Source organism: Microbacterium ureisolvens, assembly GCF_019511645.1.
Taxonomy (GTDB): domain Bacteria; phylum Actinomycetota; class Actinomycetes; order Actinomycetales; family Microbacteriaceae; genus Microbacterium; species Microbacterium ureisolvens_A.
Genome location: NZ_JAEUAX010000002.1, coordinates 308638 through 328314, shown reverse-complemented (window position 1 = coordinate 328314; position 19677 = coordinate 308638). Strand labels below are relative to the sequence as shown.

18 protein-coding genes are annotated in these 19677 nt (G+C 72.7%); 10 read left to right on the top strand and 8 right to left on the bottom strand.

The annotated features are described in order from the left end of the window. Positions 1 to 200 precede the first annotated feature (200 nt). The 3 genes from JNB61_RS05650 to JNB61_RS05640 all read left to right on the top strand — a co-directional run bounded on the left by JNB61_RS05650 (position 201) and on the right by JNB61_RS05640 (position 3804). Complete coding sequence (locus tag JNB61_RS05650; protein ID WP_220338997.1) at positions 201 to 1217, top strand: ATP-binding cassette domain-containing protein; 1017 nt, start codon at positions 201 to 203, stop codon at positions 1215 to 1217. Further along, positions 1214 to 2035: an ABC transporter permease gene (locus tag JNB61_RS05645; protein WP_220338996.1), complete on the top strand. Its 822-nt coding sequence runs from the start codon at positions 1214 to 1216 to the stop codon at positions 2033 to 2035. Before JNB61_RS05650 ends, JNB61_RS05645 begins: the two co-directional genes overlap by 4 nt. A gap of 179 nt (positions 2036 to 2214) precedes the next feature. Beyond that, positions 2215 to 3804, top strand: coding sequence for an HNH endonuclease (locus JNB61_RS05640; RefSeq protein ID WP_220338995.1), 1590 nt, complete (start codon positions 2215 to 2217; stop codon positions 3802 to 3804). A gap of 54 nt (positions 3805 to 3858) precedes the next feature. Here the strand turns inward: JNB61_RS05640 and JNB61_RS05635 are convergent, their stop codons facing one another. The 3 genes from JNB61_RS05635 to JNB61_RS05625 are packed head-to-tail and all read right to left on the bottom strand — an operon-like array spanning position 3859 to position 7953. Next, entirely contained in the window at positions 3859 to 6897 is a 3039-nt protein-coding gene (locus JNB61_RS05635) for an ATP-binding protein (protein ID WP_220338994.1), read from the bottom strand. Positions 6898 to 6950: 53 nt separating this feature from the next. Next, the gene (locus JNB61_RS05630; RefSeq protein WP_220338993.1) at positions 6951 to 7373 is read right to left on the bottom strand and encodes a DUF1801 domain-containing protein; all 423 of its coding nucleotides are present in this window, start codon (positions 7371 to 7373) and stop codon (positions 6951 to 6953) included. 13 nt (positions 7374 to 7386) lie between these two features. Continuing rightward, positions 7387 to 7953 (bottom strand): HhH-GPD-type base excision DNA repair protein, encoded by a 567-nt coding sequence (locus tag JNB61_RS05625; RefSeq protein ID WP_220288848.1) that lies wholly within the window; start codon positions 7951 to 7953, stop codon positions 7387 to 7389. A 53-nt stretch (positions 7954 to 8006) separates the two neighbouring features. Here JNB61_RS05625 and JNB61_RS05620 point away from each other — a divergent pair, with 53 nt between their 5' ends. From JNB61_RS05620 to JNB61_RS05590, 7 genes are all read left to right on the top strand, one after another. Next, positions 8007 to 9497: a protoporphyrinogen/coproporphyrinogen oxidase gene (locus JNB61_RS05620; RefSeq protein ID WP_220338992.1), complete on the top strand. Its 1491-nt coding sequence runs from the start codon at positions 8007 to 8009 to the stop codon at positions 9495 to 9497. Between the two features lie 99 nt (positions 9498 to 9596). Continuing rightward, positions 9597 to 9986, top strand: coding sequence for a hypothetical protein (locus tag JNB61_RS05615; protein ID WP_220288850.1), 390 nt, complete (start codon positions 9597 to 9599; stop codon positions 9984 to 9986). A 4-nt stretch (positions 9987 to 9990) separates the two neighbouring features. Continuing rightward, on the top strand, positions 9991 to 10392 hold the full coding sequence (locus tag JNB61_RS05610; protein WP_159841234.1) for a phage holin family protein: 402 nt from the start codon (positions 9991 to 9993) through the stop codon (positions 10390 to 10392). After that, positions 10382 to 10681, top strand: coding sequence for a hypothetical protein (locus JNB61_RS05605; protein WP_159841236.1), 300 nt, complete (start codon positions 10382 to 10384; stop codon positions 10679 to 10681). Before JNB61_RS05610 ends, JNB61_RS05605 begins: the two co-directional genes overlap by 11 nt. Before the next feature lie 186 nt (positions 10682 to 10867). Continuing rightward, positions 10868 to 11716, top strand: coding sequence for a uroporphyrinogen-III synthase (locus tag JNB61_RS05600; RefSeq protein WP_159841238.1), 849 nt, complete (start codon positions 10868 to 10870; stop codon positions 11714 to 11716). Between the two features lie 7 nt (positions 11717 to 11723). After that, positions 11724 to 12707, top strand: coding sequence for a 2-phospho-L-lactate transferase (gene cofD / locus JNB61_RS05595; protein WP_220338991.1), 984 nt, complete (start codon positions 11724 to 11726; stop codon positions 12705 to 12707). 2 nt (positions 12708 to 12709) lie between these two features. Then, a complete protein-coding gene (locus tag JNB61_RS05590; RefSeq protein WP_220338990.1) occupies positions 12710 to 13453 on the top strand; it encodes a sulfite exporter TauE/SafE family protein in 744 nt (247 codons plus the stop codon). 9 nt (positions 13454 to 13462) lie between these two features. Here JNB61_RS05590 and JNB61_RS05585 read toward each other — a convergent pair whose 3' ends face one another. The 5 genes from JNB61_RS05585 to cofG all read right to left on the bottom strand — a co-directional run bounded on the left by JNB61_RS05585 (position 13463) and on the right by cofG (position 19581). Beyond that, a complete protein-coding gene (locus tag JNB61_RS05585) occupies positions 13463 to 13894 on the bottom strand; it encodes a cupin domain-containing protein (protein ID WP_220338989.1) in 432 nt (143 codons plus the stop codon). Positions 13895 to 13980: 86 nt separating this feature from the next. After that, positions 13981 to 14655: a 2-phospho-L-lactate guanylyltransferase gene (gene cofC, locus JNB61_RS05580; protein WP_220338988.1), complete on the bottom strand. Its 675-nt coding sequence runs from the start codon at positions 14653 to 14655 to the stop codon at positions 13981 to 13983. After that, positions 14652 to 15665 carry a glucose-6-phosphate dehydrogenase (coenzyme-F420) gene (gene fgd / locus JNB61_RS05575; RefSeq protein ID WP_220338987.1) on the bottom strand — a complete coding sequence of 338 codons (1014 nt, stop codon included), beginning with the start codon at positions 15663 to 15665 and terminating at the stop codon, positions 14652 to 14654. Before fgd ends, cofC begins: the two co-directional genes overlap by 4 nt. Continuing rightward, positions 15662 to 17131: a flavin-containing monooxygenase gene (locus tag JNB61_RS05570; RefSeq protein ID WP_220338986.1), complete on the bottom strand. Its 1470-nt coding sequence runs from the start codon at positions 17129 to 17131 to the stop codon at positions 15662 to 15664. Before JNB61_RS05570 ends, fgd begins: the two co-directional genes overlap by 4 nt. Beyond that, positions 17128 to 19581 carry a 7,8-didemethyl-8-hydroxy-5-deazariboflavin synthase CofG gene (cofG, locus tag JNB61_RS20465; RefSeq protein WP_308291211.1) on the bottom strand — a complete coding sequence of 818 codons (2454 nt, stop codon included), beginning with the start codon at positions 19579 to 19581 and terminating at the stop codon, positions 17128 to 17130. The genes JNB61_RS05570 and cofG overlap by 4 nt, the downstream gene beginning before the upstream one ends. Positions 19582 to 19677 lie beyond the last annotated feature (96 nt).

Here is a 19677-nt window from a genome sequence, read left to right as displayed (position 1 = left end):
TGGGAAGGGAGGTCAGCCGCCGATCGCGACGGCGGCGTCCTTCGCCGCCGTCTTCGCAGCCGTGCCTGCGCCGGCCCGCAGCATCCGTCCCCCGTCGCCATGACAGCGCCGTGACAGTGCGGCGACAGCGGCGACGCCCGCACGACAGGACGGTGACAGCACGTGCGGCGCACTCTGGATGGCGTCGAAAGGCGAATCCCATGACCATCACCAGTTCCGCATCCCGCATCCCCGCGGTCCGTGCCGAAGGGCTCGTGAAGACCTTCGGCGCCAACCGCGCGGTCGACGGCGTCGATCTGACCGTCGAGGCGGGCACCGTCTACGGTGTGCTCGGCCCCAACGGTGCCGGCAAGACCACCACCATCAGCATGCTGGCGACGCTGCTGCGCCCCGACGCCGGCAGGGCCGAGATCTTCGGCTACGACGTCGTGCGCGAGCCGCACGTCGTTCGCCAGCTCATCGGCCTGACCGGCCAGTTCGCGTCGGTCGACGAGACCCTCTCGGCCACCGAGAACCTCGTCATCTTCGGTCGCCTGCTCGGTCTGTCGCGCATCGACGCGAAGCGCAAGGCCGCCGAACTCCTCGAGGAGTTCTCGCTCACCGAGGCCGCCACCCGGCCCCTGGCGAAGTTCTCCGGCGGTATGCGCCGCCGCCTCGACCTCGCAGCATCCCTCATCGCGCAGCCTCCGCTCATCTTCCTCGACGAGCCGACCACGGGCCTGGACCCCCGCACCCGCGGGCAGATGTGGGACACCATCCGTCGGCTCGTCGCCACCGGGTCAACGGTGCTCCTCACCACCCAGTACCTCGACGAGGCCGACCAGCTCGCCGACCGGATCGCCGTGATCGACCGCGGAACCGTGGTCGCGGAGGGCACGGCGCTCGAGCTCAAGGCGTCGGTCGGTCAGGCCTCGCTGCTGCTGAGGCTGCGCGCCGGCTCCGACATCGCCGAGGCGCAGCGCGAGATCTCGCGCGTGCTCGGCGTGACGGCCATCGTGTCTCCAGAGGCCGCGCGCCTCACCGTTCCCATGAGCGACCCCGACCGCGTCGCCGACCTGCTGGTGGCATTCCGCGAGTCGGAGCTGTACCTCGACGAGCTCAGCGTGCAGCAGCCGACGCTCGACGAGGTGTTCCTCACCCTCACCGGCAAGGGCGTGCCGGAAGACGACGAGGCCGCCCACGCCACGGCCGACGAATTGGAAGGAGTGCGCGCATGACCGCCATCGCGACACGCATCACCCCGGTAGCCGACCGCGACCTCTCGAATCGCTCGACGCTCGGGCTGACCGCCCGCAACACGCTCACCATGGCGTGGCGCGGCATCCTGAGGATCCGGCGCACGCCCGAGCAGCTCATCGACGTGACGGTGCAGCCCATCATCTTCACGCTGATGTTCACGTACATCTTCGGCGGCGCGATCGCCGGTGATGTGCAGAACTACCTGCCGATCATCATCCCGGGCATCCTCGTGCAGACGGTGATCACGACCTCGGTCGTCACGGGCGTTCAGCTGCGCGAAGACATGGACAAGGGCGTGTTCGACCGCTTCCGCTCGCTGCCGATCGCGCGCATCGCGCCGTTGTCGGGGGCGCTGCTGGCCGACACCCTGCGCTACACGATCGCCACGACGCTCACGTTCACGATGGGCTTCATCATGGGCTTCCGTCCGGGCGGCGGGCTCGCCGGGGTCGTGGCCGCGGGCCTGCTCGTCATCGCGTGCTCGTGGGCGATGAGCTGGATCTTCGCCTTCTTCGGCGTGATCGCCCGCACCGCGTCGAGCGTGCAGGGCATCTCGATGCTCATCCTCTTCCCGCTGACATTCCTCTCGAACGCATTCGTGCCGGCCGAGACCATGCCCGAGTGGCTGCAGTGGTTCGTCGAGGCCAACCCCGTCTCGCACCTCGTGACCGCGGTGCGTGGCCTCGTCAACGAGGGGACGGTGACGGCAGACGTCTTCACCGCACTGCTGGGCGCGGCCGTCATCGTGGCCGTCTTCGCGCCGCTCACGGTGCGTGCGTACATGCGGAAGGCATGAACGGATGCCGCGTCCCGCGGCCGTGAGGGCGGGCCGGGGTGTTGCGAGGGGCCGGGGCGGCGCAAGCTGCCCCGGCCCCCGAGTTTGCCGGGGTGCGCCCAGACGATCGGGCTGCCTGTCTGGGGCGGCCGCGGCGATGTCGGTGGGTGGTTCTAGGGTTGGGGTAAGAGATCGAGCTCGTGCCCACTTCGTTCGGTCTTCCGTCGCACCCGTTCGGGGTGCTGTGCAGCGGGAGCATCATGGGCCAGCCAGTCGACAGTGGGGACGCGACCTGGGGTGCGCTGGAGCGGGTGGTCGCCGAGGTGCAGGCCACGCGGGCGCAGATCGCCCGGTTGCAGGCGGCGGAGGCGCGGCTGCTCACCGATGCCGTCGACATCGTCCGCGCCCGGGAGCAGGCGCGCACAGACAAGGGCCGCAAGGGTCCGCATGATCTGCCGCTGCGGGAGATCTCGGCGGAGCTGGGTGCCGCGATGCGGCTCAGCGACCGCACCGTGCAGGCGCGGATGTCGGCGGCCAGCACGCTGCGGGACTCGTTCGCCGCCACGTTCGACGCATTGGCGCAGGGGCGCATCGACCTGGCCCACGCGTCGGCGATCGTCGACGCCGGCGCGGTGATCGCCGACCCGGTGCTGCGGGAGCAGTACGAGCGGATCGTGCTGGAGGCGGCCGGGTTCGAGACCCCGCACCGGCTGCGCGCGATCGCGCGGGTGGTCGCCGGCCGCATCGATCCCGACCTGGCCGAGGAGCTGCGCACCCGGGCGGCCGGGCAGCGCCGCATCCGGGTGGTCGACCTCGACGACGGCATGGCACGACTGCTCGCCGACCTGCCCGCCGTGCTCGCCCACGCCATCCACGACCGGCTCACCCAGATGGCCCAGGCGGAACGCGACGCCGCCCGCACGCAAGCCGAAACCGCCGCCGAAACAGCCGCCGAAACAGCCGCTGCAGCGGCCGCGGCGCGGGCGGAGGAGGCGGCACCGCCCGACGCGCGGGAGGCCTCGGGTGCGAGCACGGCGGAGGACGCCGCCGATGCGGGCGGGCCGGATCACATCGCGGAGCGGACGCCGACCCTCCCCGGCCACCCCGTCCAGCCGGGAATGCCAGACGCGGCGCAGCTGACCACCGGCCCGCAGGGCGAGACCCGGTCGCTGGACGAGCTGCGTGCCGACATCTTCGCCGACCTGGTCCTCACCGGCGCACCCACCGGGCACGGCGACGGCGACACGCTGGCCGCGATCCGCGCCGAAGTGCACATCACCGTCCCGGTGCTGACCGCCGCCGGCCGCAGCAACGAACCCGCCCTGCTCGCCGGCTACGGCCCGATCGACACCGACACCGCCCGCGCCCTCGCCGCCGGCGCACCCGGCTGGGACCGCGTCATGTACCACCCGCACAGCGGACTGCCCATGGCGGTCGACCGATACCGGCCCACCGCCGCACTCAAACGCTTCCTCCGCGCCCGCGACCAACGCTGCCGGTTCCCCGGCTGCCCGCACCGACCCCGACGATCCGACATCGACCACACCATCGACCGCGCCCTCGGCGGCGAGACCACCGACGACAACCTCGCCCACCTCTGCCGCCGACACCACACCCTCAAACACGCCACCGCCTGGCGGGTCCGACAACTCGGCGACGGCGTCCTCGAATGGACCAGCCCCACCCGACGCCGCTACACCGACAAACCCGTCGCCGGCGTGCAATTCGTCCCCTCCACCGCCTACGCCCGACTCCCCGCCGCACCCTACGACCGCGACGCCCCCTTCTGATGAAGACTCCAACGGTGCCCATGGGTCAGCCCACGGGGACCGACCGGGTAACGGCTATCCACCGAGGAACGACGCAAGGACGGCGAGGTCGTCGTCGCCGCGATCAAGCGGGGCGACGCGGGCCGCCGTGCCGGGCACGAGCACATCGTTCGCGAGTCGCTCGCGCATCACGCGCAGGAACGGGTCCGACGCGTCGACGCCGCCCCTCAGCCGCGTGGCGGCGACGAGCGCGCGGCGGGCGTCCGCATCCCGTCCGGCCGCGGCCAGCCACCCGGCGATCGACACGGCCACATCGGCGACGATCGGGTGGTCGCCACTGCGTGCGGCCGCAGGCAATGCCTCCGCGAGCGCGTCGCGGGCCTCGTCGGCGCGCCCTTCCAGGAGGAGGGCCTGCGCGCGGCGCGAGCCCGACCACGCGATCAGCTGGTCGGGGAAGGAGGGCACGAGCTCGGCGGCGACGGCATCGAGGTGACGCAGCGCCGCCGCCCCGTCCCCGACGGCGATCTCGATGGCCGCGGCGTCCATCTCGGTCTGGGCCAGACCGCGCTGCGAATCCCTCGCGCGCGCGAGTTCCTGCGACTCCCGCAGCCGGGCGCGCGCGTCGTCGATGCGCCCGAGCCGCAGCAGGAGCCCGATGCTCTGCGAGCGCTGCTGCACGAGGTCGGTCACCGAAGTCAGGCCCGACAGGCCCGCCGACGAGGCGTCGGCGACCGCGAGGGCCTCGTCCAGTCGACCCGCCAACTGCAGCCACTCCGACCGCATCTGGCTCGCGAACGCGATGCCCCAGACGTCGCCGAGCTCCCGGAACATCGAGACGGCCTTCTCGCTCTCCACGCCGAGTGTCTCGTTGTCGCCGCCGTTCTGCGCGATCGCCGAGCGCAGCATGCTGATGAAGGCGAGCGTCCACGCCGGAGCGTCCTCGAGCCCCTCGTCGCCGATCGCGACACCGCGCGACCATGGTGTGCCGGGCCGATGGCGCTGCACCGCCACGAGGATCGCCGTCAGCAGCGGCTCCAGGGCGGCGGAGAGTTCGCTGCGATGCACGGCGGCAGCCTCGATCACAGCGGGCACCTCGCGCTCGAGGCGGGCCACCGCCGCGGCTGCCGGCTCGCCGGGGCGCGTGTCGGCGCCGCCGGCTGCGGGGGAGACAGCCTCGCCGCCCCCGCCCGACGACGTCCCGCCCACCTCGGCCCGGCCGTCTGCCTCCTCCCGCAGCGCCCGGCCTTCGCCTTCCTCCCCGTCCCGGGCCAAGGCCGCGCCGAGCAAGGCGATCGCACGAACCACCACGGCCGCCTCCGAGTCCAGACTTGCGGCGGCCTCGCCGAAGCGCATCACGCCGGACTGGAGATCCTCGAAGCGCTCGCGCATCAACCACGCCCAGAAGCACGCGCGCACGAGCCGCACGCCGACCTCGTCCATACCGGGCTGGTCGGCACAGGTGCGCAGCGCGGCGCTCAGGTTCTCCTCGTCCGCGTCGAACCACGCGAGCGCTGCGCGCACCTCCGGTCCGCGCAGCCGCGCATCCTCCCGCGCCGCAAGCCGTGCCATCGCCCGCGCCTGCACCGCTCGGAACTCAGCCTCGCGGCCCTCGCTCCGCAGGCGGTCGAGGCCGTATTCGCGCACCGTCTCGAGCATGCGAAGCCGCCGGTCCGATCGCCGCAGCAGCGACTTGTCGACGAGCGCGTCGAACGCGCCCGCACCCACGTCGAAGGCGTCTCCGATCGCCGCCACATCGCGCACGTCCACGCCGTCGGGGAAGACCGCCGCGGCGCGCAGGGCGGTGCGCTCCGCGTCCGTCAGCGTCTCCCAGCTCCAGTCGATGAGCGCGCGCAGCGTCTGGTGCCTCGCTTCGATCGCCTTCGGGCCGGTCGCGAGGAGCGCGAAGCGGTCGTCCAGGCCGCTGTCGATCTCGGCGATGGTCAGCGTCCGCGACTTCGCCGCGGCGAGCTCCAGCGCGAGCGGAAGACCGTCCAGCCGCGTCACGATGCGCTCGACGGCGGCTTCCTCCTCGACGCCGGGCGGGGAGCCGCGCGCCGCCCGCACGCGCCGGGCGAAGAGCTCGCGCGCATCGACCTCGGGAAGCGGGCCGAGATCGACGAATGCCTCGCCCGCGAGCCCCAGCGGCTCGCGGCTGGTCGCGAGGATCCGCGATCCCGGAGCACCGCGCAGCACATCGAGGGCGACGCCCGCGGCCTCCGCCGAGACATGCTCGCAGTTGTCGAACACGACCAGCAGGGTTCTGCCGGCGAGGGCCTCCGCGACGCGGTCGCGGGCGCTGGTCGAGACGAGTTCGCCGACACGGATGCTGCGCCCCACGGCTCCTGCGACGGCCGCCCACACCTCGCCCGGCGCCGCGGGTGCGAGCTCGACGACGATGGAGCCGGGCGTGCGCCGCGCGGTCTCGAACGCGAGAGTCGTCTTGCCCGCGCCGCCTGGACCGATCAGGGTCACCAGCCGCTCTTCGCGGAGCTGGTCGTGGATGAGCTGCAGTTCGCGCTGCCGCCCGATCAGGGGTGTGAGGGCGGCCGGCACGGAGGCTTCGACGCCCGCGGCGACCACACCGCCGGCGTCGCGAGACGAGGCCGGGGCGCCAGCATCCGTTCCCTCGGCATCCGACTCGGCCGCCGCGAGGATGCGCTCGGCGTGAGCGCGGTCCTCGAGGAGGTCGCGCACGACCCAGTCGAACCCGTCGCCCGGAGTCCAGGGGTCGCCGCGCCAGAGGTCCAGCGCCGCGCGCGCATCGGCGGTGGCCGCCGCCTGATCGGCCGCGCGCCGGGCGCGGGCGACCAGATCCTGGAACTTCGCGAGGTCGACGTCGTCGCGGGAGATCGTCAGCCGATACCCGCCCGGCACCGCCTCGAGCGTGCCGGCGGGCAGTCCGCGGCGCAGACGCGAGGCCAGGGACTGCAGTGAGGCGCGCGGGTCTTCGGGAAGGTCATCGGGCCAGACGTCCTCGGCGAGCGAGCGATACGCGACCGTCGTTCCGGCGTCGAGCGCGAGGCGGAACAGCAGCGCCTCCTGGCCGCGCCCGCGGATCGCGAGCGGAGCGCCATCCGTCTCCGCCTCCAGTCCTCCGAAGAACCTCAGCCGCACGTGGTCAACCTTAGGACTCACGACGCGGACGACCCGGGCAGGGCGACCGGGCGTCAATCCGTGACGGTGTACGTCATGTCGCCGGTCTCGCCGGCCAGCACGCGGCGGTAGTCCTCGGCGACGATCTCGCGGAGCACCCCGGCATCCACCTGTTCCAGGTCCTTGAGGTACAGGCAGCTCACGCCCGTCTCGTGCGGTCCGAGCCTCGCGAGGCGCTCGCCGTGCGCGGCGGTGCGCAGCGTGTAGACCGTGGTGGATTCGCGCCGCGGGGAGAACGCCGCGATCGGGGCGTCGCCCTCGGTGCCGGCCGCAGAGCGGTAGTGGCACGACCCGAAGCCGATGATCGTGCCCCACAGCTCGGGCTCGCGGCCGGTGACCTCGCGCAGCAGCCGGATCATCGTCACGGCGTCCCGCTGCCGCTTCGCCGGCCGCACAGCCGCGACGAACTCGCCGACGTCCCCTCCGGTCTTCCGCATGGCGACGCTCGCGTCAGCCCTTGGCCGCGGCCTTCATCGCGCGCTTGTGCTCTCGCACCTTCGTCAGCGACTCGGGCGAGACGATGTCCGCGACGCTGCGGAACGAGCCCTCGTCGCCATACGCACCTGCCGCCTCGCGCCAGCCGGCGCCGGTGAAGCCGTACTGCTTTCCCAGCAGCGCGAGGAAGATCTTCGCCTTCTGCTCGCCGAATCCCGGCAGCGACTTCAGGCGCTTCAGCACGGTCGCCCCGTCGGGCTCGTCGCGCGTCCAGATCGCGGAGGCGTCACCGCCCCAGTCCTGCTCGACCGCCGCGCACAGCGCCTGCACGCGGGCCGCCATCGAACCCGGGAACCGGTGCACCGCGGGCGTCGCCTTGAAGAGCTCGGTGAACGCCTCCGGATCGAAGCTCGCGATGGCCGCGGCATCCAGCGTCCCCGCCCGCTCCGCGATCTTGAGCGGCCCGGCGAAGGCCGTCTCCATCGCGACCTGCTGGTCGAGCAGCATGCCGATCAGCAGGGCGAGCGGGTCGTCGGTCAGCAGGCGGTCGGCGGCGTCGTCGCCCGTGATGTGGAGGCTCATGGGCCCCAGTCTCCCACCGGCCGCCCCGGCCGGCACAGTTCGCGGATGGGAGGATGGATGCCGTGACCGACGCCGAACCGTTCCACGAACTCGTCGACCACGCCCGCCAGACGCGCGTGGTCGTCATCGGGGGCGGCATCGCCGGTCTCGTCGCGGCGTGGGAGTGCGCCAAGGTCGGCATGGCGGTGACGCTCGTCGAGGCCTCGGATCGCCTCGGCGGCACCATCGGGTCCACCCGCATCGCGGGACTCGACCTCGAGACCGGCGTCACCTGCTGGTCCACTCGGGGAGGCGCGGTGCGCAGCCTCATCGACGAAGTGCTGCCGGATGCCGCGATCGTGCGCCCGCGCGACGATCGTGAGTGGATCGCGGGCCTGCCGAAGGGCGCCGCGGCGCCGCTTCCCGCCGAGCAGGTGCTCGGGATCCCGGCCAATCCCTGGGACGAGAGCGTGCGCCGGATCATCGGCTGGGACGGCACGTGGCGCGCGTACGTCGACCGACTCCGCCCGCCGCTCACGATCGGCGCCCAGCGCAGCCTCGGCCGCCTCGTGCACGGCCGGATGGGCGACAAGGTCCTGGACCGCCTGGTGGCACCGCTCACCATCGACCGCTTCGGTCTCGACCCCGTCGACGTCGACGTCGACATCGCCGCTCCCGGACTCAGCAACGCGCTCACCCGCACCGGGTGGCTGGGCGGCGCAGTCGCCGACGTCCGCGTCGACGCACCCGGTTCCGCGATCGAGGGATTGGACGGGGGGATGCCGCAGCTCACGGTCGCCCTCGCCGAGAGGCTGGCCGAGCGCGAGGTCGTCATCCACCGGGGGGCGCTGGCGACGGGTCTGGTCCGCGGCGACCGGCGGTGGACGGTGCAGCTCGCGACGATCATCCCCGAGGGTGCCGTGGCCGCGCCGGACCGGCTGCACGCCGACGCGGTGATCGTCGCGACCGAGGAGGGCGCCGCCCGCACGCTCCTCGGGAGCGCCCTCGGCTCGCCCCGATTCGCAGACGTGCCCCTCGCGGGAATCGCCCGCGAGGTCGTGACGCTCGTGGTGGCTGCCCCCGAACTCGATGCGGCGCCGCGCGGCGCCCATGTCCACGCCGTCCCCGGAGTGACGCGCGCCACGGGACTCGTGCACGAGACCGCTCGCTGGGAGTGGCTCGCGCGGGAGGCGGGCGCCGGGCGTCACGTCCTGCGGGTCGCCTTCGGCGCCCCCGGGGTCGCGCCCGCGACCGAGGGACTGGCCGACGCGGACGCGGCGGTGATGGCGGTGGCCGAGGCATCCGTCCTCCTCGGCGTCGAACTCGACGAAGACCGGATCGCCGGTGCGCACCGTGACACGTACACGCTCGTGCCGCCCGCCTCGATGCTCGGCCGACGCGAACGCACCGATACCGCGCGTGCAGCGATCGCCCGCGTGCCGGGGCTCGCCGCAGTCGGCGCGTGGCTGTCGGGAAGCGGGCTCGCGCAGGTCGTCGCCGACGCGCAGGACGAGGCGGATCGCCTGCGGCACAAGGCGCTGTGGGGTGCCGCGGCGGCGGAGTGAACCCTCCCACTGCCGACCCTGTCAAGGGTGGATGCCGGAATCGGCATACAGGGCTACCCTGGGAGGGTCGTCAGGTCACACCGAGCGTGAGGAGACCTCATGAAGGGCAAGGCTGGACTCGTCGTCGGACTCGCGATCGGGTATGTGCTCGGTACGCGCGCGGGTCGTGAGCGCTACGAGCAGATCAAGACGCAGTGGCTGAAGGTGTGGAACGCCGAGCCCGTGCAGACGCAGGTGGGCAAGGTGAAGGACTTCGCCAAGTCCCAGGCGATGTCGCTGCCGTCGACGCTGTGGGAGTCGGCGGTGAAGGTCAGCCAGGCCGCCGGCTCGAAGGGGACCCCCGGGCAGAGGCTCGACGCCGCCATCAAGGTCGGCAAGGACTCCGCCGACGACGTCGGCAGGGCGGCGCAGACCTCGGCGAAGGCCGTGAAGGACGCCGTCGACGACGCCGTGGACGACGCCTCCGAGAACGGTCGCGGCGGGGCCTGACGTGATGACTACCCCACGCGGCTTCCGTGACCGCGCGGACGACAGCCTGCTCACCCTGCTCGGTGAGATCCCGGAGCTCATCCGCAACCTCGTCATCGCGGAGATCGACGCGGCGAAGGCCTGGCTCGCCAAGACCGCGAAGGACGGCGGATGGGGGGCGCTGTGGGCGTTCGCAGCGCTGTTCGTGCTGTTCTGGTCGGTGCCGGTCTTCGGCACGTTCGTGATCGCGGGGCTGTCGTCGTGGTGGCCGGTGTGGCTGTCGGCGCTCGTCGTGTTCTTCGCGATGCTGATCGTCACCGCGGTCTTCGCGATCATCGGCGTCGTCTACTTCCGCCGGATCGGCGAACGCCGCAACCCGGTCCAATCGATCGCCCTGGACGTGAAGGAGGTGCGCGATGAGCTCTGACGCGCCCGTTCCGCTGTCGAAGAACCCGGTCGCGCTGCCTCGCACGGCTGTGCCCCTCGGGATCACTGATCCCGTCGAGCAGGCGAGGACCGAGCTCAAGGCGGCGCTCGCCGCCATCGAGGAGAAGGCGAACGTCCCCCGCCGGGTCGAACAGGCGCTCGACGAGAACATCGAACGCGCTCGCGCTTTCAATCGGCGCAATCCCGCGCTCACCGCCGTCGCCGTCATCGCCGGCGCCGTGGCCGTCGGCGCGGCGGTCTGGGGCTTCGTGCGCCTCTATACCCGCTGATCCGGCCCGCATTCCCGCTCGCCGCCGCCGCCGAGGCAACGCGGTCCTCGATCGGGGGTATGCTCGGGAGGCAAGGCAGTGCAATGGTGCGTTAGCTGCCGATAGCGCGAACCCGATTCCCATCGCGCATCGGCTGTCTCGAGCTTCGTGGGCGGCCGACTGAGCACCATCGAGAGTCGACCCCTTATGAACACCGCCGCAGCACAGCACCAGTCCGTCAAGCCCTTGGCCGGCTGGCGCGTTCTCGTGCCCCGCGGCGGCCCCTGGGGCGACGGCGTCGCGGCGACGCTGCGCCGCCAGGGTGCGATCCCCGTGATCGCCCCGCTCATCAACTTCGCCCCCACGAACGACCAGGCGTCGCTCGATCAGGCGCTCGCCGACCTCGCCGCCGGCAGGTTCGACTGGCTGACGGTCACGAGCGCGACCACGGTCGATGTCCTCTACGCGTATCGCGCGGTCGTGCCGGCGACGACGAAGATCGCCGCCGTGGGCGAGACGACGGCCGCCGCGCTCCTCGCCGTCGGCTACCGTGTCGACCTCGTGCCCGAGCGCGACAACTCCGCGGCCGGGATGGCCGAGCAGCTCATCGCCCTCGAGCCCGAGCCCCGCGACATCCTCACCCTCCGCAGCGAGATCGCGAAGCCGGTCCTCACCCGCATGCTCACCGAGGCGGGGCACCGCGTCCGCAGCGTCGTCGCCTACCGCACCGTCGGGGTGCCGGTGACCGAGCGCATCGCCGAAGACGTCCAGTCCGGCCGGATCAACGCCATCCTCGTCACCAGCGGCTCGGTCGCGCAGCAGGTGCACGAGCAGTTCCCCGAGATCCCCGAGACCACCCTCATCGCCGCGATCGGCCCGCGCACCGCGAAGGACGCGCGCCGCGCCGGCCTCGACGTGGACGTCATCGCCGACGCGCAGACCGTCGACGCCCTCATCGACGCCGTCGGCAAGTTCTCCCTCCCGCACGCGGCCGACGAGTTCGCCCCCAAGACCGGCATGATCCCGCGTCTCGGCGGCATGGACACCCGGAACTGACCCTCCTGTGACCGGCACGCCTCGCATCGTCGTGCTCGCGGGCGGCGTCGGCGGCTCCCGCTTCGTGCTCGGTGTGCGCGGGGCGCTGCGCGCCCGCGGCGTCGACGACACCGCCGCGGCGCTCACCGTCGTGGTCAACACCGGCGACGACATCTGGCTGTCGGGCGTGCGGCTGCAACCCGACGTCGACTCGATCACCTACGCCCTCGCGGGCGTCAACGACACCGAACGCGGCTGGGGCCGCCGGGGCGACAGCGAGCGGGTCAACCACGAGCTGCAGGAATGGGGCGCCGGCTGGCCGTGGTTCACCCTCGGCGACCTCGATCTCGGCACGCACCTCGCCCGCACCGGCTGGCTGCGCGAGGGCCTCACCCCGACAGACGTGCTCGAGCGCATGTCGCACCGCTGGGACCTCGGCGCCCGCTTGCTGCCGATGACCGACGCCGAGGTCGACACCATGGTCGTGCTCGACGACGGCACGCGCCTGCACTTCCAGGAATGGTGGACGCGCCACCGCGCGACCCTCACGCCGACGCGCTTCGAGAACCCCGGCATCGACACCGCCACCGCGGCCCCCGGCGTCGCCGAGGCGATCGCCGCAGCCGACGCCGTGCTGCTCGCCCCCTCGAACCCGGTCGTGTCGATCGGCCCGATCCTCGGGGTGCCGGGCGTGCGCGAGGCGCTGCGCGCGACTGCCGCGCCGATCGTGGGCGTCTCGCCGATCATCGGCGGCAAGGTCGTGCGCGGCATGGCCGACGTGTGCCTCACCGCGATCGGCGTCGAGACCTCCGCGGCGGCGGTCGCCGGCCTCTACGGTGCCCGCGAGAGCCGCGGGCTGCTGGACGCGTGGCTCCTCGCCGAAGAGGACGAGGCCGCCGCCGGCGCGGTGGCCGGGCTCGGCATCCGTCCGCTCGTGCGCCCGCTGTGGATGACGGATGCTGCGCGCCGGAGCGCCCTCGGCGAGGCGGCGCTCACCGCCGCCGGGCTCTGACAGTGCCCGAACTCGCGTGGTGGGCGTGGGCCCTGCTCGGCATCGGGGCGGTGGTCGTCGGCCTGTCGAAGACCGCCGTGCCCGGCGCCGGCACGATCGCCGTCGCGATCTTCGCGGCCGTGCTCCCGGCCAAGCAGTCGACGGGAGTCCTGCTCCTCCTCCTGATCGTCGCGGACATCTTCGCCGTGACGATGTATCGCCGGCACGCGGACTGGCGGACCCTCCTGCGGCTCGCCCCCGCGGTCGTGTTGGGCGTGCTGCTGGGCGTGGTCTTCCTGTGGTTCGCCGACGACGTCTGGGTGAAGAAGTCGATCGGCGTGATCCTGCTCGCGGTGATCGCCATCACGCTGCTGCGACGCCGGTTCGCCGCCGAGGTCGAGACCGGAGGCTCGCACCGCGTCGCCGCGGCGACCTACGGCACCCTCGGCGGTTTCACCACGATGGTCGCGAACGCCGCGGGGCCCGTGATGTCGATGTACTTCCTCGCCGCCCGATTCGAGGTGAAGGCCTTCCTCGGCACGGCGGCGTGGTTCTTCGCGATCGTCAACCTGTTCAAGGTGCCGTTCTCGATCGGCATCGGGATCATCACCGTGCCGGGACTCCTTATCGATCTCGTGCTCGTCCCGCTGGTGGTCGTCGCGGCGTTCGGAGGCCGCTGGCTCGCCGACCGGATGCCGCAGTCGGTGTTCGAGAAGCTCGTGATCGCCTTCACGATCGTCGGCGCGGTCTACCTGCTGATCGTCTGACGGGAACAGTCAGGCCCAGGGCGAGGGGCGATCGTTGTCGCGGGTGCTGTCGTCGGGCAGATGCGGAAGCTCCTCCCCGCCGGCGCGGATGCACAGCCACCGCAGCTGCTCGGGGCTGTCGGGCGTCGCGCGCCAGGTGCGCCATACGCCCTGGCCGACCCGCACCACGGTGCCGGGGCCGACGTCGACGATCTCGTCGTCCAGGCCCATCTGACCCCGGCCGGCGAGGAAGACGTACAGCTCCTCGACGCGGGCGTGGGTGTGCCAGTAGCCGGCCTGCTCGCCGGGCTCGAACGCGTTCGCGGTCATGCCGATGTACTGCATCGTCAGGTCGTGGTCGACGACGCGGCGCCCGTCGCGCGACTTCTGCGGCGTGAACCCGCCGTAGTGCGCCCGCCACTGGTCGAGTCCGCCCATCTCCAGCACCTGGTAGTCGCTCATCCCGCCACGCTACCGAGAGGGGCAGCGCCCGCGAGCCGGGGTGGCAGGTTTCCGCGCACAATTGGCGGCGCGGCGGCCCGAGGGTGTCAGACGGCGGCGTCTGCGACCAGCGCCGCCGTGCGAGAACCGAGGCCGAGTGCCCGAGCGACCTGGAGCTGCGCGGCGGTGTCGACGTCGCGGCGCAGGGTCGAGGCATCCGTCACCGCCAGCGCCTGGCAGCCGAGCGCGACGTGCCGTGCGAACGAGCCGTCTCCGAACGACGACGTCCACGCCACTCCGGGCGCGGCGGTCACGAGGGTCGAACCGGTGCCCTCCGCGTCGGCGACGACGGCGCGGTCGACGGATGCCGCGGCCTGAAGCGCGTCGGCGAGGTCAACGGGTCGCAAGGACGGGAGGTCGCCGAGGAGGGCGGCCCGCGGCATCCGTCCGTCCCGATCGATCGCCGTCATCCCCGTCGCGACCGCCGCGTCGAGGCCGCGGGTCTCTCCCTCGGGCACGAACCGGAGGGCGGGGATCATCGCCGACTCGCGCGCGAGCACCGGATCGTCCGACACGACGACCACCTGGAGCACGAGCTCGCACCGCGCCGCAGCCTCGATCGTGTCGAGGGCGATCGCGCGGGCGAGGTCGGCGCGATCCGCGCCCGGCACGTCGAGCCGCGACTTGCCGTGGGCCGCTCGCTTGACCGGGATCACGACGACCCAGCGCGGCGAGGCCGATGCCGGTGGCGCCGGCTCCCGCCTCCGGAACAGACCCCTCACTGACCGTACTTCGCGCGCAGGCGCGGAAGGATCTCTTCGCCGTACATCCGCAGGAAGGCGCCCTGGTCGTGCCCGGGGTCGTGGAAGACGAGGTGGCGGAAGCCGAGGCCGATATACCAGCCGATGCGCTCGACGTGCTCGTCGGGGTCGTCCGACACGATGAACCGCGACGCCGCGCGCTCGATGGGAAGGGCCTCGCCCAGCCTCTGCATCTCGATCGGGTCGTCGACGCCCATCTTCTCCTCGGGCGTGAGCGCGAGCGGCGCCCAGAAGCGGGTCTTCTCCTTCGCCGCCTCGACCGTCTCGTCGAGGGAGACCTTGATCTCCATCAGCGTGTCGATCGCGTCGGCCGGGCGGCCGGCCTTCTCGAGCCCCTCGTGCAGCGCGGGCAGCAGCGTGTCGGTGTAGAGCTCGCGCTTCTTTCCGCTCGTGGTGATGAAGCCGTCGGCGATGCGTCCGGCCAGGCGCGTGGCCGCCGGGCCGGCGGCGCCGATGTAGATCGGCACGGGCTCGGGGAGCTTGTCGTAGATCGTGATGTTGTGCGCGTGATAGTACGTGCCGTCGAAGTTGACGCGGTCCTCCGACCAGAGCCGGCGGATGAGGCCGATCGCCTCCTTGAGCCGCTGGAACCGCTCGGGCGGGTCGGGCCACGCGATGCCGAGGTTCGCCTCGTTGAGCGCCTCGCCGGTGCCGACGCCCAGGATCACGCGCCCCGGGTACATCACGCCGAGCGTCGCGAAGTCCTGCGCGACGACGGTCGGGTTGTACCGGAACGTCGGCGTCAGCACCGACGTGCCGATCAGCACGCGCGACGTCTTCGCGCCGAGGGCGCCCAGCCAGGGGACGGATGCCGGGGCGTGGCCTCCGTCGTGCAGCCACGGCTGGAGGTGGTCCGAGATGAAGACCGAGTCGAACCCGGCCTCCTCGGCCTGGATCGCATAGTCGAGCAGCTCGGCCGGGCCGAACTGCTCGGCGGAGGCCTTGTACCCGAAGCGCAGGGGGACGGTCATTGAGTGCTCCCTTCGAGAGCGGGTTCGGGGACGAACTCGGAGCCGTCGGCCCGAGCGAGCCGCTCGCGGAAGGCGTCGACCGTGCCCGGCCACAGCAGCGCGAGCCGGCCCGAGCGCTCGTCGACGTACCAGTTGCGGCATCCGCCCGTCATCCAGCGGGTGGATGCTGCAGCCTGCGCGATCTCGTCGGTGTAGGCGCGCTCGGCCTCGGGGTCGACCCGCAGCACGCGGCCGGCGCGACCGTCGAGGACCCGGGAGACGTAGCCCGCCTGCTCCTCGATCATCAGCACGGACGACGAGTGCCCGAGCGACGCGTTCGGCCCGTTCAGCACGAAGAGGTTGGGGAAGCCCGCGACGACCGTCGAGGCGAACGCCGTCATCCCGCCCGACCAGTGCTCGGCGAGCGTCGTTCCGTCCTCGCCCACGACCAGCTCGGCGTACGGCTGGCGCGTGGAGGCGAATCCCGTCGCGAGCACGAGTGCGTCGACGTCGTGGCGGGTGCCGTCGGACGCGACGAGCGTCGATCCGTCGACCTCGGCCAGAGCAGAGGTCACGAGCGAGACGCGGTCGGAGGCCACGGCGGGGTAGAAGTCGTCCGACAGCAGCACGCGCTTGCAGCCGAACGCGTAGTCCGGGGTGAGCGCGGCGCGCAGCATCGGGTCGGTGACCTGTCGCTCGAGGTGTGCGCGCGCCACTGCTTCGGCCTCGGCCGCCGCGGCGGAGTCGCCCGAGCGCGACGCGAACCGGGCCTCGCCCTCGGCGTAGAGCTCGGCACGGAGGGCCTCCAGCGCCTGCGGGGTCGCGGCGAACCGGGCGCGGTCGGCGTCGGAGTAAGCGCCGCCGCCGCGCGGCACGATCCACGCGGGCGTGCGCTGGAAGAGCGTGACGTGGGCAGCCGTGCGGGCGAGCTCCGGCACGATCTGCACGGCGCTGGCCCCGGTGCCCACGACCCCCACACGTGCGCCGGCGAGGTCGGCCGAGTGATCCCACCGCGCCGAGTGGAACAGAGGCCCGGGGAACTGCTCGAGCCCGGGGACCCGGGGGATGGCGGGCTCCGTCAGGCGTCCGCACGCGAGCACGAGCGCGTCGGCCACGACGACGCCGTCGGGCGTGGCGATGCGCCACACCTCCTGGACGGCATCCCATTCGGCCGATCGCATCGGAGTGTGAAGGCGCAGGCGCTCTCGCAGGTCCTCGACGTCCACGACGTGCTCGAGGTACGCGTGGATCTCCGCGCCCTTCGCGTACGTGCCCGACCACGCCGGGTTCGGGTGCGTCGCGAAGCCGTAGAGATGCGAGGGCACGTCGCACGCGATGCCCGGGTACGTGTTGTCACGCCAGGTGCCGCCGACGGATGCCCCGCGTTCCAGTAGGACGAAGTCGTCACGCCCCGCGCGCCGCAGTGCCGACGCGACGCCGATGCCGGCGAATCCGGCGCCGACGATCGCGACCTCGACGCGGGTCACCGTGGCCCCACCTGGCCGTAGGTCGTCGTGCGCAGGCGGAACGGCCGGAACAGTCGCGCCACCATCGCCGTCGCGTCGGCGACCGGCAGCTCCTGCCCGAACTCGATGCCCGCCTCGGGCTTCACCCGACCGTCGAGCAGCGTGCCGCCCAGGTCGTCGCCGCCCGACTGCAGCAGCACCGCCGCCGCGTCGCGCCCGACGCGCGTCCACGGGATCTGCACGTGCGGGATGCTGCCCGACAGCAGCAGTCGCGACACGGCGACCATGGCGCGGTGCTCGTCGACCGGCGCGCGGCCGGGGACGAGGGGCACACCGCCGGCCGGGCCGGGGAGCGGAATCGGCACGAACTCGGAGAAGCCGCCGGTCTCGTCCTGGATCGCGCGCAGCTGCCGCAGGTGCGCGATGCGCTCGGCGGCGGTCTCGACGTGACCGTAGAAGATCACGCTCGTCGAGCGGAACCCGGCGCGATGCGCGGCCGTGATGGCTTCGACCCAGCGATCGATCTCGAGGTCGGCGGGCGCGACGAGCCCCCGCACGCGCTCGCTCAGGATCTTGACGCCGGTGCCCGGCACGGTGTCGACGCCCGCTTCGCGCATCGCGACGAGCGCGCCCTCGAGGCCGAGGCCGGAGCGGTCGGCGAGGTCGCGCACATCTTGCGGGCGGTACGCGTGGAGGTGGATGCCGGGGGCCGCGGCCTTCACCGCGCGCGCGATGTCGAGGTAGCCCGACGGGTCCTTGCCCGCAGGAAGGAGCCCCTGCACGCAGAGCTCGGTGGCGCCGAGATCCCAGGCGTCCGCGGCGATGGCTCCGGCGTCGTCGAGCGTGAAGCTCGCGGGGTCGTCGCTCGTCACGGCACGCAGGCCTGTGGAGGTGAGGTTGCGGTTCACCACCAGGGTGACGGCCTCGCCCACGGTGTACCGCCGCAGGTCGTCAGCGGTCGCCGCGAGCGCGTCGAGGTCGTCGCAGGTCGCTTCGAGGAGGGCGAGCCACTCGGCGTCGTCGAGCGCCAGCGGGTCGGCCGCCGCCGCCTCGGCGAGCCGGCGAGCGCTCCGGGAGCCGGTCCTGTCCCCGGCGCCGCCTGCCCCCGTCGTCTCGGGCCGGGTGGCGTCGCCCACCAGTCCGTTCGTCACAGATGTACGCGATTCGCGGTCAGGGGCGTACCTCTGCGACGAACGAGCAGCGGAGGAGGGAGCCGCGAGACCCGTAGCGGGATCGGCGAGTGCGGCCACCGCGGGCCGCAGGGCCGGGTCGATCCAGGGCTCGGCGTTCAGCACGAACTCGGGCTGCGCGGTCAGGCGCTCGCGCAGCTCGAACCCCAGCTCTGCGGTCATGCGGGCGAGGTCGTCGAGGTGCGGCCACGGACGCTCGGGGTTCACGTGGTCGGCGGTGAGGGGCGAGACGCCGCCCCAGTCGTCGGCGCCGGCGCGCACCAGCAGGCCGAACTCCGTGGCGTCCGAGAGGTTCGGCGGCACCTGGATCCTCATCCGAGGTCCCATCACGAGCCTCGCCACGGCGACGGCGGCGACGTACTCCAGCAGCTCCGCGTCGGGCGCACCCTGCATCGCCGTGCGGGGCTTCGCGCGGAAGTTCTGCACGATCACCTCCTGCACGTGACCCTGCCCGCCCACCGCGTGCCGCTCGTGGACCTCGCGGATCGCGACCAGCGACTCGGCGCGATCCCGCACGGTCTCGCCGATCCCGACGAGGATCCCGGTCGTGAACGGCACCCGCTCGCGCCCCGCGGCTTCGATGACCTCGAGCCGCACTGCCGGGTCCTTGTCGGGCGAGCCGAAGTGCACCTGCCCGGGCTCTTCGTACAGGCGACGCGAGGTCGTCTCGAGCATCATGCCCATCGACGGCGCGACGGGACGCAGCATCCGCAGCTCTTCCGCGGTCATGACGCCCGGGTTGGCATGTGCGAGCAGACCGGTCTCGGCGGTCACCAGGCGCGCGATGTGCGCGACGTACTCGATCGTCGACGCGAAACCGTGCTGGTCGAGCCACGCCCGGGCCTCGGGCCAGCGCTCCTCGGGGCGGTCGCCGAGGGTCAGCAGCACCTCCTTGCAGCCCATCGACTGCCCCTGCCGCACGACCGCGAGCACCTGCTCGGGCGACATGTACGCGGGCTTGTGCTTCTTGAGCAGCTGCCCCGGGGTGTCGACGAACACGCAGTAATGACAGCGGTCGCGGCAGAGGGTCGTGAGGGGCACGAACACCTTGCGCGAGTACGTGATCACACCGGGACGACCGGATGCTGCGAGCCCGGCGTCACGCAGCCGCCCGGCGAGCTCGAGCAGGCGGTCGAACTGCTCGCCCTTGGCGCCGAGCAGCGCCTCGGCGCCGGCCGCGTCGAGCCGCTCGCCGGCCGCGGCGCGCGCGAGCACGGCGTCGACGTGGGCGGGGGAGACGGCCTCGGCGGACGCGGTGACGGAGGGGGACACGACGGTCACCGATCCAGTCTTGCACCGCCCACGGGTGCCGGGGCGAAGGATCGTTGCCCTCCCGTAAGCAAATGAGTCCGGTTCCGGGCGCCCGCGCTGGCAGAC